Here is a 14,868-nt window from a genome sequence, read left to right on the forward strand (position 1 = left end):
GAACGTGGCCGTGGGGCATGTTATTCCCACGATTTATTCCTACCATGAAGCCTAACCTACTTATCCTGCTGGCCGATCAACACCGCGATAGCGCGACCGGCTACGGTGGCAATCCCGAGGTGCGAACCCCGACTCTGGACCGGATGGCGCGGCATGGCATATCGGTTTCGCAATGTGTGTCCACGCACCCTTTGTGTGCTCCGTATCGCTCTTGTTTGCAGACCGGGCAACCTGGTTCGGTAAACGGGGTTGTGGGAAATACCGATTCGATCCGGCGGGATTTACCAACGCTGCCCGGGCTTTTCCGGGAGCGGGGCTATTCCACGGCTTACTTTGGCAAATGTCACTGGCATGAGCCCTTTAATGGCTCGATCTACACTCCGCCAGACTGGCGTTTGGGCTGGGAACATTGGAAGGGCTGGCAAAACGGGCATCACGATTACGATCTGCCGGAGTTCGATGAAAATGGAGTGGAGTCGCATCCCTATCGTGGTCGTTTTGCCCCCGAAGTGCAGGTGGAGCAATTTCTGGACTGGCATGCCGATGCGGATAGGCCCTGGCTTGTGCAGATGAATTGGGGGCCTCCGCACAACGTAACGATATCTGCGGAGGAGCTTGATCGCGTGAGAGAGTCGAGCATGCGGATTAATGAAGAAATGGGGTTTGGCCTGAAGGAGCATCATTTTCAAAGTCCGTGGTGGTTCGTGCAGAGCTTTCCCCAGCACTTGGTCCGGGATGTCGTGCCCCAGCGTTTTTTGGAGATGTTCGATCCGGAAACGCTGACCGTGCCGGATAATGTTCACCCGGACAATCACCGGCTGATTCAATATCAGCTGCGCGAATACTATGCCCAGATTGCGGCTTTGGACGACCTGACTGCGCGTATCGTGGAGGAGCTGAAAAACCGTGGTGAGCTGAAAAATACACTCATCGTCTACACTTCGGATCATGGCGATTGGCTGGGGAGTGAGCGCGAGCCAGCGCAAAACTGCCGGGGCAAAGGTGATGCCCAGCCGGAAAGCGTTCGCGTGCCGTTTATTGCCACCGGTCCAGGGCTGGCTGGTGGCCGGGTGATCGACATGCCGCTGGCAACCGTCGATTTATTGCCCACGTTTTGTGGCTTGGCGGGCTTTGACGCCGGGCTAGGTTTTCCCGGTGAGGATTTATCGACGGTTCTTCGGGGAGAGCAGGCGGCACCCGCGCGTTCGGTCGAAATGGAAATGTATGGCTGGTGCGCGACGTTCGATGGTCGGCAGTTGTCGGTGGTCAGCAAGGGCTAGTCTTCCAGCTGGACAGCGCTGCGCTGAGTGGCCGGATGGTGGGCCTCGGGCGGAAATGTTTTAAACTTCGGCTTGAGCAATTACCGATTGGCCGTATTAAAAACGATCATGCTCGCTACCATTCACTCTGGCGCCCTGCTGGGCATCGACGCTCATCCCGTGCAGGTGGAAGTCAACTGTGGTGAGCACGGTGATCCGAAAACGTTCATGGTCGGTTTGCCGGATTCGGCGGTTAAGGAATCCATCGACCGCGTTCGCTCGGCGCTGAGCAACACCGGCTTTAAAAACCCGGAGACGCGGACCACGATCAACCTCGCCCCCGGCGACATCCGCAAGGAGGGCCCGATGTATGACCTGCCCATCGCACTCGGCATGCTGATCGCCACCCGGCAGATCGGCGACGAGAAGCTGGCCGGCTTCCTCGATCAATACATCATTGCGGGTGAGCTGAGCCTCTCCGGCGGCGTGCGCCCGATCCGCGGCGGCTTGGCGCTGGCGATGCTCGCGCGGCAGACGGGTAAGCGCGGCGTCATCCTCCCGGCTGACTCCGCCGACGAAGCCGCACTGGTGGAAGACATCGACGTCATCCCCGTGCGTTCGCTCGATGAAACCGTGCGCATGATCGAAGGCGAGCTGACGATGCAACCGCTCGATCCGAAAAAGAGCCCCTTTCGCCAACCGCCCGACGCCGCGCACTGGATCGATTTCTCTGAAGTCAAGGGGCAGCACACCGTGCGCCGCGCGGTGGAGATCGCCGTGGCCGGTGGGCACAATCTACTGTTGGTCGGGCCTCCGGGCAGCGGCAAGAGCATGATCGCCAAGCGCATTCCGACGATCATGCCGCAGCCGACTTTAGACGAGTTTCTGGAAATCCTCGCGGTGCAATCGGCGGCCGGTGTCAGCCTTAAGGACGAAAACCGCTGCTTCGCGCGGCCCTTCCGTTCGCCGCACCACACGATCAGCGACGTCGGTCTGATCGGTGGCGGCGTCAACCCCGGCCCGGGGGAAATTTCCCTCGCGCACCACGGCGTGTTGTTCCTCGACGAGCTGCCCGAGTTCAAGCGCTCCACGCTGGAAGTGCTCCGCCAACCGCTGGAAGACGGCGACGTGACCATCTCCCGCAGCGCGGGCAAAGTCACGCTCCCCGCAGCGATGATGCTCGTGGCCGCGATGAACCCGTGCCCGTGCGGCTACCTCGGCGACCCGCGCCACGAATGCCGCTGCAACCCGACGACGATCCAGCGTTACCGCAGCCGCATCTCCGGCCCGCTGCTGGACCGTATCGACCTGCACATCGAGGCCCCAGCGCTGACCTTTGAAGAGCTGCGCTCCGCGCAAAAGGGCGAGAGCTCCGAGGTGATGCGCGAGCGGGTAATGGAGGCGCGCGGCCGGCAGGGGCGGCGTTTCCAATCGGACAAAAACGGCAGCCGCCTCACCGCGTGCAACGCCCGCATGACGCACCGACAGATCCGCCAGCACTGCGCGATCAACCGCGAGCAAGGCGACCTGCTCCAACAGGCGATGGAAGAGCTCAAGCTCAGCGCCCGCGCCTACGACCGCATTTTAAAAGTCGCCCGCACGATCGCCGACCTCGCCGGTGCCCCCACCATCGACACCCCGCACCTCCTCGAAGCCATCCAATACCGCAGCCTCGATCGCCGGCTGTTTTATTAAACTTTTGTAGACATGAAATTTATCCCCGGAGCGAATTCTTTAGGTTTGTTAACGCGCGTATCAACGACGCTCGCGGGGTCAGCCAGTATCGCCTCGTTGGCCGCGGCGGGCCCGGAGGCGATTCTGGCGATGGGGGTCACGTCCACGCTCGCCGTGCTCTTCACTGCGGCCCGCTGCAAGCAGGAGGCAATGGGCAAGCCGCCGGAGCCGCCCGCTGACCAAGCCGAAACGCTTCGCACTGAGCTGGCCGACATCGACACCTATCTGCGCGCGGCACTCGCCCAGCCGGAAAACTTCGACGTCAACCAACTCCCTGGCGACCATCCCGCGCGAGGCTTCATTACCGGGTTTCAAAAGCTGGCCGAGCTGCAGCAGTTAGGCCGTGGCGGCTCGAAATTTTCCCGGCGCCAAGCCCGTGCGCTGTCCCAGCAGATCGAAGCAGCTCGCGACGATATGCTTTCGGCCACCGAAGGCATCCCTGCGCTGCGTGATCTGCTGACCACATTTGTCGATGAGCACCAGGAGACGCTCAAACAGCTACCCGATGACATTGAAGCCTTAAAAAAGCAGCTTGCTCAGCTTGCCAAAGTCGCCGGCGAGACAAATGAAGCCGTCAATAAAATGGCTCCGCAGGTCAAAGAAACTGTCGAGATCGTCCGCGACTTGCCCGACCAGATCGACCAGCGGGCCGAGGAGCAGGCAAGCTTGTCCACGGAACAATTTGAGGCCGTCATGCGCAAGTTGGAGGAGCTTTCATCCGGCCAACAGTCCATGCAGGCTGACAACGAGAAGCTGCGGACGGAAGTCAAGCGACTTGCGAGCAGTTACCAGGCTCAATTGTTGGCGAAAGGCATAGAGGCAACGGCTGAAGTGTTGGCCAAGGCCATCCATGAGACGCTTGTGTCCGTCGAGCGCATCATTAGTCGTCTCGCCCAGGCGGCTGAAAGCATTGCCGCGAAGCTGTCGGCGATGCAAATTTCGATCTCAGTGAACGTCGACTTAGGTAGGGCTTTCGTCGACGTGAAATTACGCCCGGATGACGTAAAATCAGCCGCCCGCGCCACGGCGGAAGTCGCCGAATTTGATGCGATTGAACGCGCCTTGCTGGAAGTGATGCTTGGTGAGCCGGACGAGGCGCTGGCAATTTTAAAATCAGCCGAAGACGAGGTTATGGAACAATACAACGCGCATGCTTTCGACTCCGTTGAGTATCAAGACCGCCTCAAACAGCTGGCCCGTCTCACCGGCGACATTCATCTATCGCTCCAACACTGGCAGCAAGCCATCGACGCCTACACCGAATGGCGCGACCTTTGCGATAAACAGCGCGCCCCCTTGGATTGGGCATACGCCCAGCAAGAGGTGGCCCGTGTGTATCGGACTCTTGGTCATACTCAGAATTGTGAGCCAATGCTGCAGGAAGTCGTTCGCCTGATGGAGAAGCATCAAGGTGATCGCCTACCGATCGCATTGAGCGACTTGGGCCTTACTTTGTATGATTCTTCCCGTTATGCGGAGGCTGAGACGCTATTGCGGAGAGTACTTGCGATCAATGAAAGCACTTCTGGTCCGCATAATCCCAAAGTAGCAGTCTGCGCGAATAATTTGGCGTCTGTGCTTATTGCTACGAACCGCTATGATGAAGCTGAGCCCTTGATACAACGTGCTCTGTCGATCGACGAGGCATTTTATGGGCCTCAGCATGTGAGCGTAGCACGAGATCTTAACAACTTGGCGTGCCTTTTAAAGCAAACGAATCGTTTACATGAGGCAGAGCCGCTACTGCAGCGAGCGGTGGCGATCAAAGAGGTGGTCTATGGGTCCATGCACCCTAATCTCACGGATGCTCTTACCAATTTAGCTAGTTTGTTGCATGCTACTAATCGTTTAGATAACGCTGAGTCGCTAGTGCGGCGAGCTCTGTTGATCAACGAGGCCTATTATGGGTCAATGCACCCTAATGTGGCGAATAGTCTCAACAACCTCGCGCATTTGCTGCAGGATACAAATCGTATGAATGAAGCCGCGTCGTCGATTCGTCGAGCATTGTCGATATATGAGACCTGCTATGGTCCGGAGGATCCGAATGTAGTCCTTAATCTTGGTAATTTGTCGTATATCCTACAGTCGATGAACCGTTATGATGAAGCCGAGTCGTTCGCACGGCGTGCTTTATCGATAAGTGAGACAATTTATGGGCCAGAGCATATAAGTGTGTTCCGTGAGCTCAATCTTCTGGCGAAGTTGCTATATGTAACTAACCGATTGAATGAAGCAGAGCCACTATTGCACCGGATTTTGAAAATTATTATTCGCTATCAGTTGGTTACTGGGCATCGGCATCCCAAATTTCATGATGCCATTCAGAATTGGGGTGGAGTATTGATCAAAATGGGCCTGACGAAAGAGCAGGCGCAGAGTGCTTTTGAAGATTTCGTGCGTACTGTGCGGGAAACATGGCTGAGCGAGCAAGGTGGGGCGAAGTAGGCGTTGGCTGGGGCGGGTGATGCGTTGGATACTTGGCGTAATGATTTATGTGACAAATGCATGATGCTCTTTGAGCAGTGTTTCGTGTTTCTTAGGTGATGTTTGCTGTCTTTAGACAAGTGCTAGGTGTCTTTAGGGTAGCGCGGAGCGTCTCCGCTCCGCAAGGATGTCCGGGCCGGATGGAAGGTTCGGGAGACGGAAAGTTGCGCGCGGGTGCGCGAAGGATGTTCGCTGGAAGAGGAACGGTGCGCGTGAGTGGTTGAAGGATGAGCATGGGAAGAGGAAGGGCTCGCCAATTGTCTGGAAGGGCGTGCGTGGGAATTTGTGGGTTTGGCTGAGATATTTTAACGGACTGATGAAGCAGGGTTGCCGCAGCTTGCGGAGCGGAGACGCTCCGCGCTACCTTTTTAGTTGAACAAGATAAGCTCTTAGTTGAGCAAGATGATCTCTTTGTTGGTTCAAGTGACCACTTTCCTAGGCGAAATGTTCTCAATGCTATGCAAGATGGCATTTTTGTTCTGCAACAAGATGTTTTTGTTTAGCTAGATGATGTTACTGAAAAGCAATAAGGTTTTCTGTGAGGCGATGCGTAGTTTGGGCGAGATTGATAATGAACGCTAGAATGGCAGTTTTAGGCCGGAAAGCGTGAAATTTTGGTTGGGAATTCTCAGGTTTTACGGGATGGAATTTGTGGGCAAAGCATGGGCCTTTGTTGGCAAGTGCTTGAGCTTTGTTAGAAAATGGATGAGCTATGTTAGAAATAAGACGGGTTACATTAGGCAAATTTTGGCATATATTATGAGCTAGATTAGCATTGTTGATGAATGAATATTAAATATTAGAAAGAGTTAGTATTATAACATTAAATGTGATTGAAGCTTGGGGCGCTGGGTGGGTAGTTTGAGCGGATGCCGATTAGCGGGGACAGTAGCTATGTGCCGACGATGGATGAGTTTGTGGCTCATTGGGAGCGGGCGAATGCGGACTTGGGTGGCGAGGGTCCGATCCGGGTGGCCGGTGGCGTGGGCGTGGACCGGCTGGTGGAGCTGCGCGGGCTGCTGGAGGCCAAGCAGGTCGAGCTGATCGGGGCCCTGAATACGGTGGAGATGACCAGCGCCGATATCAAGCTGGTCAAGCGGTTGTTGATTAAGCGTTTCGGGCAGTTTGCCGCGCAGGTGCGCGCGCTGTATGGCGGCGGGGTGTGGGACCGCGTGTTGCCTGCGGCACCGAGCAGCTCGGAGGCCGAGTCGAAGTTTTTGCAGCCGATGATCGAGGCCGCCAACGTGTGGGAGCGCCTGGAGGACGCGGGCGGGAGCATTGCGCTACCGGGGAATTTCGGGCGCGCGCAGTGGGTGGCGTCTGTCGAGGCGCTGGCGGCGGCTTATCGGCAGTGGACGGTGGCCGGCAGTAACGCGAAGGTGGCCCGGGCCGAGCGGGTGGCCTTGCAGGATGAAATTTACCCCATCTTAAAGCAGTATCGGGGCATGGTGCGCAGCTTGTTTGAGCCGAATAGTGCGTATGTGCAGGCTTTGCCGCGGTTGACGCCCTTGCCGGGGGCGACGCCGGAGCCGGTGGCCGTCGAGGCGCGCTGGGATGACGCGCGGGGGTAGGCCAACGTCGCCTGGACCGCCTCTACGGAGGCGCGGCTGCGGGCGTATCAGGTGCGGTATGTGCCGGGGGCGCGGTATGATAGCGACGACGAGTCGGTGGTCGCCACCGTCGGGCCGGATGAGCCGCGGGAAATGTGGACCGGCACCGGGCTCGGCCGGCCGGGGGCGCAGGCGAGCTACAAGGTGTATGTGCTGCTGACGACCGGGAACGAGCGCGGGAGCGACGCGGTGGTGGTCAGCCGGCCCGATACGTAGCGCGGGGTGAGGTGTGGCGTGGCTGGTGACACGGGCAGGACGCGCGGGGCGATGCGTGGTTTTTTAACAGGAAGATCGGGAAGAACGGGAAGCCTGGGGAGGCGTGTGTGTGGATGCGTGGGGTTTGATGGTCGCGAGAAGGCACAGAAGTGCGCAAATGTATGGAGGTGGGGGATGGTGTTGAGAGGTTCGGGAAAGTGGATGAGGGAGTTTTTATTGACACGTGTCAATGAGCGCGCATTTTGGGGGTTGTGATGGCGCGGAAAAAGAGCAAACCGGTGCGGGTTACGCGGGCCGATGTTGCGGAGCGGGCGGGGACGAGTCCGACCACGGTGGCCTACGTGCTTAACGATACGCCCGGCGTGAAGATTCGCGAGGAGACTCGCGCCAAAGTGCTTGATGCGGCGAAGGCGCTGGGCTACACGCCGAGCTTTACGGCGCGCAGTATGAAGCGCGGGCGCACGGAGTTGATCGGGCTGCTGCTGCCGTCGCTGGATTCGCAGTTTCATCCGTTTTATGCGCAGATGCTGCATGGGGTGTTCGAGGCTGCGGCGGAGACCAACTACCACTTCTTGTTGCTCACGCAGGAGCGCGAGGAGAAATACCGGCATTGCCTGCGTCAGAATTATTTGGACGGCGTGATAGTGGTGCAGTCGGCAGATGAGCCGCGGCATCTCAAGCTGGTGCTTGAGCACGGGCTGCCGGTGGTGTCGCTAAACAACGTGCAGCCGGTGTCGGTACCACAGATCACGATGGATTACGAAGGTGCAATGGAGGCCGCCATTGCCGCGCACCTGGAGCGGAAGGCGCGCAAGATCCTCTTCGTGCACGGCACGTGGAGCAACCAGCCGATCGCGCGTTACCTGCAGGTTTTTAACGAGCACAAACAGCAGCGGCGTCGACCGAAGGTGACGTTTGCCGAGCTGGGCATCGACCGCTACCAGCTCTCGCCCGGGCAGATCGCGGACTTGCTCAGTGACGACTGTGACGGGCTCATCATTGACGGCTACGAGCTGGCGCGCGACATCACTCATCATGCTGATTACCGGGAGCAGCCCGAGCGCGCGATGGTGGTCTTTTCCGAAACGGCACACGCGACGCCGTTGGGCGAAAACGTGACGATCTTGCAGTCCCAGCCGGAGCAGACTGGGCGGCTCGCCTGGAAGCAGCTGACCGCACAGCTTGAGGGCAAGAAGACCCGCAAATCCATTTACCAATACCCCTTCCAAACCACCCCCAACCCCACGAACGAAGATGACTAAACGACGTTGCTTGAAACTGCTGTTGGCGGCGCTCTGCTTGATCGCCGGCGCATCGCTCCATGCGGTCGATTACTATGTGAGCCCGCGCGGGTCGGACTCCGCCCGTGGCGACCGCAATGACCACTGGAAAACCTTGGGGCAAAGCGGCGAAGTCCGTGCAAGCCGGGGATACCGTTTACGTGGCGTCGGGCGACTACCCGGAGCTGGTCGCGATCAACGCCTCGGGGCGCGAAGGAGCGCCGATTGTTTTTAAATCCTTCGAGCCGCGCGGTGCCAAGGTGAAGGGGTTCAAGCTGGGCGGCGATTACATTACCATCGAGGGATTTGATATCTCCAACGACCAAGACAACGCCGTGGGCATCGATGCCGGCGAGGCGCATCGCAAGACCGCGCGGCAGGGCTGCCAAATGATCGATAACTACATCCATGATATCTCCGGCGACGGCATTCGTGTCGGCGAGCACGGGCTGGCCAAGGGTAACTTAATTCAAAACGTCGGTCGCGGCATTTTCGTGAACAGCGGCAGCCTCGTCGAGGGCAACGAGATCGACACACTCTTACCAAAAATGGAAACGAAAAACGGCAAGGAGCGCATTAAGAAAACGCAGTATTGTTTCTTTAACGGCGACGACATTGTCTTCCGCAACAATTACCTGCACGGGACGGAGGAAGAGCACCTCATTAAGGGGATGGGCGTGTGCTTTTTCACGACTTACGACGCGTGGATTTACGGGCCGAGCCACAACATATTGATCGAGGGTAACCGCTGCTTCAACGCCACGCACGCCAGCGAACCGAGCGCGACGGCGCATAAAGAGTCGTCGCACTTTACCTTCCGCAACAACCTGTTTGTGAACACGGTTTTCGTCGGCGTGTATTGCCAAAGCGTGTCGGACATTGTGGTGGAGAATAACACGTTTGTAAACTGCGGCGCTTACCCGATTTGGTTTCAGAGTAAGCGCGAGACGGATGGCTCCGTGGCGCGTAACAACATCATTGCTTACTTTGACCGCGAGCGTGTGGTTAAAAAGCACGGCTGGAAGGCGGCGGAGTCGGGCATCCGCAACAACCTGCACCCGAAGCAAGCGGTCGACACCGAGAACAACCTTTTCTGGCAAACGCTCGACCGTGGTTACGACACCACCAGCATTACTGCCGATCCGCTGTTTGTTGATCCGGCGAACCACGACTACCGGCTGAGGCCGGGCTCACCCGCAATCAATGCCGGTGTGACCATTGCCGACATCAAGACCGACTTGCGCGGCGTGGCTCGCCCCGAGGGTGGTGCCTACGACATCGGTTGCTACGAATACACTTCGGCGGAGGACGCACGATGAAGCCACAGCTCGCCATTAATGGAGGGGATCCCGTGCGTAGCGCACCCTGGCCAAAGTGGCCACAGTACGGCGCGGAAGAAGAAGCCGCCACACTGCGCGTGGTCCGCAGTAGTAATGCGCACCCGATGTTTGGCCCGGAGACGGAGCGTTTTGAAAAGGTCTTTGCCGCGTACCATGGCGGTGGGTTTGCGGTCGCCGTAGGCAGTGGCACGGCGGCGCTACAGCTCTCGCTGGCGGCGGCGGGCGTTGGCTGCGGCCACGAGGTTATCTGCCCGTCTTATACTTATGTGGCGTCGGCGTCAGCAGCCGTAGAGCAGAACGCCGTGCCGGTCTTTGTCGACAGTGAGCCGTTGAGCCAGGGTGCCGACCCGAGAGAGATTGCGAAGAAAATTACCCCCGCTACGAAGGCCATTGTTTTGGTTCACGTCAATGGCTACCCGTGCGATATCGATCCGGTGATCGAGCTTGCGCGCGAGCATGGCATCGCCGTGATTGAGGACTGTTCGCACGCGCACGGGGCCACGCATCGCGGGCGCAAGGTTGGCACGATTGGCGACTTCGGTGCCTTCAGCATTCAGCAGAAAAAGAACCTCTCCGCCGGCACGGGTGGCGTGGTGTTTACCCACTGTGAGAAGACTGCCGAGCACATGCGTGACCTGCGGACTTTTCATTGGAATAAGGTGGGGCACAACTGGCTGATCAACGAATTCAGCTCTGCCATCGCAGCGTGCCAGCTCAAGAAGCTCGACGTGATGAATGCCGCGCGCCGCCGCCATGCGCAAATCATCGTGGATGGATTACGTGGGATTGAGGGCATCACGCCGTTGCCGGGTTTGCCCGATACCGAGCCGTCATTTTACAACCTGATCCTGCAATACGACGAGAGTGTGATCGGGCTGCCGCGCAGTGAGTTTATCAAGGCGCTGGCCGCCGAAGGGATTCCGATTAACATGTTTTACCAGCCGCTGCAGCGTTGGCCGATTTTTGCGGAGGCGGATTTTTATGGGCGCGGCAGTCCCTTTAGTGATCCGATGCAGGCTAACGGTGCGCCCGACTACGGCAGCGTCAGCACGCCCTTGGCGGAGGCAATTTGCGATCGAATAAATTTGGAGATCAAGGTGCAGCCGACTTGCTTTGAGCAGGACATGCACGATGTCGTTACGGCGATAAGCAAGGTCTTGCAGCATCGCGCGGAACTTTCTACTCCGGTGTGCTCATGAAAGAGCTACACTGGGGTATCGTTGGCTGCGGTGATGTGGTGGAAAACAAAAGCGGCCCGTCAATAGGGGGACGTTCCGCCAGCCGCATCACTGCAGTTATGCGTCGTGACTTGGATAAACTTCAGCGCTTCGCCGATCAATGTGGTGCCAAGCTGCGCACGACCAATGCGGCAGAGGTCATCAATAGTCGCGAGGTTAACACGGTCTATATCGCCACGCCTCCCGCCAGCCATCGCGAGTATGTGCTTGCCGCCGCTGAGGCGCGCAAGCCCGTACTCGTTGAGAAGCCCATGGGCCTCTGCGCTAGCGACAGCCGCGCCATGCTTGCCGCTTGTGAGCAGGCTGGTGTTGAGCTGTTCGTGGCGTATTACCGGCGGTTTCATCCGCATGTGTTAAAGATGCGCGAGCTTGTCAACGATGGCGCGCTGGGCGAGCTGATTCACGGGCATGTGGAGTATGCGATGCACCATCAGCCGGGTCGCGACTGGGGTTGGCGCACGCAATCGGAAATTTCCGGTGGCGGTCTCTTTGCCGATTTGCTTTCGCACCGTATTGATTTGATGGCTTCATTTCTGGGAAGCCCCAAGCAGGTGCAGGGGCTCAGGAAATCGGTTCATGCTGATGCCAAACCAGAGGACTTAGCCACGCTGCTCGTGCAGTTCGACCAAGGTGCGCAGTGCACGGTTACGGGGAACTTTGCCGTGCAGAAATTCACCGACCGCTTTGTGCTGACGGGCACGCAAGGCGAGATTCGGACGGAGCATCTGGACGGCCATGGCTTCACGTTGGAGCGCAACGGGAAAACCGAGGTCTTTCATTTCGAGCGCGACCGCGCGCCGCACGTTGGCTTGTTCGACCACATTGAGGACGTGTTGCTGCGTGGTGCTGAGAATCGCTCATCGGGTAAGGATGGGCTGGCGGTGGACATCGTGCTCGACGCCTTGCGAGCTTTGTAACGCAAAGCGCGGCAGCCGAAGCCGCCGCGCCGTCTCAGAAATCTGTGCTGAGATTAGTTTTCGAGAGACAACCAATCGACTCGCAGGGAGTCGATGCCGGCCCCGTCGCGCCAGAGGGTGATGTCGTTGCTACCGGCTTGTAGGTCGATCATTACCTGAAGCTCGCCGGTGTAGTCGTTCCAGCCGGTCGTCACTGGGAAGGTGAGCAGGGTGTCGACACCGTTGACATTGAGCATCTTGAGCGAGTCCGAGCCGGAGCCGTTGGCATAGCCGACAGTGAGCGTGGCCTGCATGGCGGCGGGTGAAGTGACAACCCATTCTATGCCGGATGCAGACTTGTTAAAGCGGTCCACGTAGGCACCGTTGGAGGCGTTGGCGTGTGTGCCCTGGATAGCTTCACCAAACTCCAATCCTTCGGCTTCGGTGTATTCGCTGATGGTGGCGGAGGCAGTGGCGTCGATGACGATCTTGTCAATGCGCAGTGAGCCGCCGTCGGTTCCGTCGTTGTGCTTGCGGTAGATTTTGATGTTGTCGTTACCCGTCAGTGTGATGGTGGCTTGCACGGTGCCGGAGAAGTCGCTCCAGGATGAGGTGAGGGCGTAGGTGATGTCTTGCGACACGCCGTTTACTTCGAGCGCTTTGTCCGTGACGCTTCCATCGTTGGCATAGTAGATGGTGATCGTGGCTTGGCCGCTGCCAGCGCTGACGTTGGAGAACTCGACCCCGGCGTTGGACTTGTTGAGGCCATTGACATAAGCACCGTTCGAGGCGTTGGCGTGGGTCCCGATGTAGGCTTCGTTGCCGGGGTTGCCTAGGAGAATATTTCCACTGTCTTCGGCTTCGATCTCGGTGGCGGTGCCGCCGGTGGGCGGGATGTATTCATCGCGGCTGAAGATCACAGCGTCGAGGCGGATGTTTTGATTGCTGATCGTGTCGGACTCCAGGATGACAGTGTTGTTGGGGCCGGGATTCATGCCGGGCAGCGTAAGGCTGAGGTTAGCGTGGTGATTCCAGCTCAAGGTGTCGGTAAAGGGGATCAGCAAGTCGCTACCGTTGTCCTGTAGGTAGTTACCGTTGACTTTTACTTTGACGCCGGTCGTTTTGCTGGGGTTGTTCTGTGGCCAGGCGTAGCGAAGGGTCATGGTGACATCGCCGCCGTCGCTGAAGCCTTCCACGTTGTCAAATTGCGCGGTATGGACAGTGCTCGTCGAGCCAAAGCCGGAGATAAGATTACCGATGATGCTGGGCCCGCTGAGTAGGGCGTCTTCGGCTTCACGCAGATCAGCCTTGGTGCCGAGGTAGGTGAAGTGGATCGCGTCGAAGTTGACATCGCGCGTGTTCTCGAAGCGCGTGGCAAACTGGTCGCCGTCTTCGAGGTAGAGAAATGACGGGATACTTTGCGTTACAAAGTTAGTCCAGCCGCCAGTGTCGTCAACGCGTATGGAGCCGAGTTCTTCAACGTTGGCGTAGAAAAGCATCATGCCGTTGTCGGCGCTGTCGGTGGTGTCCTGCACGCGGGCGACATCCACCGAGACGCTATAGTAGCCGGGTTGCGTGGTGGACAATGTATATTGAAGCCATTCGTTGCGGGTTGGCTCGGAAATGTGGTAGCCGTTGCTGGCGGAGGCGCTGGCGTCGATGTCGACATCCGTGCCCGAGCGATAGCTGGTGTTGGTGCCGGGGCCGCTGTCGTCCTTGTCGTAGTAGCTGACGCCGTCGCCGCCAACGTCGAAGTGCTCGGCTTCGATCGTGCCGGGGATCGTGTCGCTGTTAAAAGCAGCCTGGCCGGAGACGCTGTCGCTCAGGTTGTAGATACGGACGTAGTCGACGGTGAACTTTGGATTCGTGCTGGTGCCTTTTGCTCCGTAGCCATCCTCGGGCGTGACGCCCGCCCAGTTCACGTTGCTCTTCACTTCGGAGCTGAGGATCATGTTGGAATACGCAAAGGACAGGCCGTTGGTCGTTTCCCAAACCTTGGTTCCATCGAAGTAGAATTCGTATTTGGTCGGCGTCCAGAGGACGGCGTAGGTGTGGAACTGGCCGTCCATTAGCGAGGCACCGCCGAGAGGTTGCGGGTCGGGGTTGGAGCCGTCTTTTTGATGGCCGCCAAAGTAGCCGTTCCAATGGAGCGCGCAGTGCATGTCGCCGGTCAGATCGATCGGTGTTACCTTGCGGGTGTGGCGATACTCGATGATGTCAATTTCCGCGCCGGTCTCGGCGTCGGGCGTGCCCCAGATCGGCGTGCTGCCGCCGGGCATTAACCAAAAGGCGTGCCATGCGCCGGTCGCACCCTGATCGAAGCGGATGCTCGCCTCGTAATAACCAAAGGGGTGCAGGATTTTGTTGTTGGTCGAAATTAGGCCGGTGTGGTGGACATCGTTGTCCGTGCCGGGCTGATTATCTTCTGTCCAGGTGGTGATGGTCAGCTCGCCATTGGCAACGACGATGGAATCGGTGACGTTGATGGCGTCCTTGCGTGGACCTTCGTCAATCCGCCAGACGGTTGAGTCGAGCTCGGTGCCGTCGAAGTTGTCCTCGAAGACGAGTTCGTAGTTAGCGGGAGGCGAGGTATGGGCGGTCACCGTGGCAGCGGAGATCAGGCCAAGCGATGCCCAGCGCTGGAGTTGGTCACGAGTGGGAACAAACATAGGGTTCTGTGGGTCGGGTTTTAAGACATTGCGTTGGCGAAGCGCGCAACGGTGTAAGGGGTGTCGCGTAGTATGCACCGTGGCTGGTTCGCTGACTACACCGCCGTTCTGTAACCATAATCAATGCCGCTCACCGATG

The 14,868-nt window shown here is 58.3% G+C and carries 9 protein-coding genes; 8 read left to right on the top strand and 1 reads right to left on the bottom strand.

The window, feature by feature from the left end; genetic code table 11:
- The first annotated feature begins 44 nt into the window (after window positions 1-44).
- From O3S85_RS19525 to O3S85_RS19560, 8 genes are all read left to right on the top strand, one after another.
- The gene (locus tag O3S85_RS19525) at window positions 45-1,280 is read left to right on the top strand and encodes a sulfatase-like hydrolase/transferase (RefSeq protein ID WP_269542792.1); all 1,236 of its coding nucleotides are present in this window, start codon (window positions 45-47) and stop codon (window positions 1,278-1,280) included.
- A gap of 108 nt (window positions 1,281-1,388) precedes the next feature.
- Window positions 1,389-2,954, top strand: a complete 1,566-nt coding sequence (locus tag O3S85_RS19530) for a YifB family Mg chelatase-like AAA ATPase (protein ID WP_269542794.1) — start codon at window positions 1,389-1,391, stop codon at window positions 2,952-2,954.
- Between the two features lie 12 nt (window positions 2,955-2,966).
- Window positions 2,967-5,441 (top strand): tetratricopeptide repeat protein, encoded by a 2,475-nt coding sequence (locus O3S85_RS19535; RefSeq protein ID WP_269542796.1) that lies wholly within the window; start codon window positions 2,967-2,969, stop codon window positions 5,439-5,441.
- Between the two features lie 908 nt (window positions 5,442-6,349).
- Window positions 6,350-7,051: a hypothetical protein gene (locus O3S85_RS19540; RefSeq protein WP_269542798.1), complete on the top strand. Its 702-nt coding sequence runs from the start codon at window positions 6,350-6,352 to the stop codon at window positions 7,049-7,051.
- A gap of 509 nt (window positions 7,052-7,560) precedes the next feature.
- On the top strand, window positions 7,561-8,568 hold the full coding sequence (locus O3S85_RS19545; RefSeq protein ID WP_269542800.1) for a LacI family DNA-binding transcriptional regulator: 1,008 nt from the start codon (window positions 7,561-7,563) through the stop codon (window positions 8,566-8,568).
- 116 nt (window positions 8,569-8,684) lie between these two features.
- Window positions 8,685-9,905, top strand: a complete 1,221-nt coding sequence (locus O3S85_RS19550) for a choice-of-anchor Q domain-containing protein (protein ID WP_269542802.1) — start codon at window positions 8,685-8,687, stop codon at window positions 9,903-9,905.
- Window positions 9,902-11,125 carry a DegT/DnrJ/EryC1/StrS family aminotransferase gene (locus O3S85_RS19555; protein ID WP_269542803.1) on the top strand — a complete coding sequence of 408 codons (1,224 nt, stop codon included), beginning with the start codon at window positions 9,902-9,904 and terminating at the stop codon, window positions 11,123-11,125. Before O3S85_RS19550 ends, O3S85_RS19555 begins: the two co-directional genes overlap by 4 nt.
- Window positions 11,122-12,081, top strand: a complete 960-nt coding sequence (locus O3S85_RS19560; RefSeq protein ID WP_269542804.1) for a Gfo/Idh/MocA family protein — start codon at window positions 11,122-11,124, stop codon at window positions 12,079-12,081. The genes O3S85_RS19555 and O3S85_RS19560 overlap by 4 nt, the downstream gene beginning before the upstream one ends.
- Window positions 12,082-12,134: 53 nt before the next feature.
- Here O3S85_RS19560 and O3S85_RS19565 read toward each other — a convergent pair whose 3' ends face one another.
- A complete protein-coding gene (locus tag O3S85_RS19565) occupies window positions 12,135-14,729 on the bottom strand; it encodes a family 16 glycosylhydrolase (RefSeq protein ID WP_269542805.1) in 2,595 nt (864 codons plus the stop codon).
- Window positions 14,730-14,868: the final 139 nt, after the last annotated feature.

The sequence above is a fragment of the Cerasicoccus sp. TK19100 genome, from assembly GCF_027257155.1.
Lineage (GTDB): Bacteria > Verrucomicrobiota > Verrucomicrobiia > Opitutales > Cerasicoccaceae > Cerasicoccus > Cerasicoccus fimbriatus.

Bases quoted from the DNA above. Each gene is read 5' to 3' on its own strand.
- O3S85_RS19525 (WP_269542792.1), top strand. From the start codon at position 45: ATGAAGCCTAACCTACTTATCCTGCTGGCCGATCAACACCGCGATAGC.
- O3S85_RS19530 (WP_269542794.1), top strand. From the start codon at position 1,389: ATGCTCGCTACCATTCACTCTGGCGCCCTGCTGGGCATCGACGCTCAT.
- O3S85_RS19535 (WP_269542796.1), top strand. From the start codon at position 2,967: ATGAAATTTATCCCCGGAGCGAATTCTTTAGGTTTGTTAACGCGCGTA.
- O3S85_RS19540 (WP_269542798.1), top strand. From the start codon at position 6,350: ATGCCGATTAGCGGGGACAGTAGCTATGTGCCGACGATGGATGAGTTT.
- O3S85_RS19545 (WP_269542800.1), top strand. From the start codon at position 7,561: ATGGCGCGGAAAAAGAGCAAACCGGTGCGGGTTACGCGGGCCGATGTT.
- O3S85_RS19550 (WP_269542802.1), top strand. From the start codon at position 8,685: ATGACCACTGGAAAACCTTGGGGCAAAGCGGCGAAGTCCGTGCAAGCC.
- O3S85_RS19555 (WP_269542803.1), top strand. From the start codon at position 9,902: ATGAAGCCACAGCTCGCCATTAATGGAGGGGATCCCGTGCGTAGCGCA.
- O3S85_RS19560 (WP_269542804.1), top strand. From the start codon at position 11,122: ATGAAAGAGCTACACTGGGGTATCGTTGGCTGCGGTGATGTGGTGGAA.
- O3S85_RS19565 (WP_269542805.1), bottom strand. From the start codon at position 14,729: ATGTTTGTTCCCACTCGTGACCAACTCCAGCGCTGGGCATCGCTTGGC.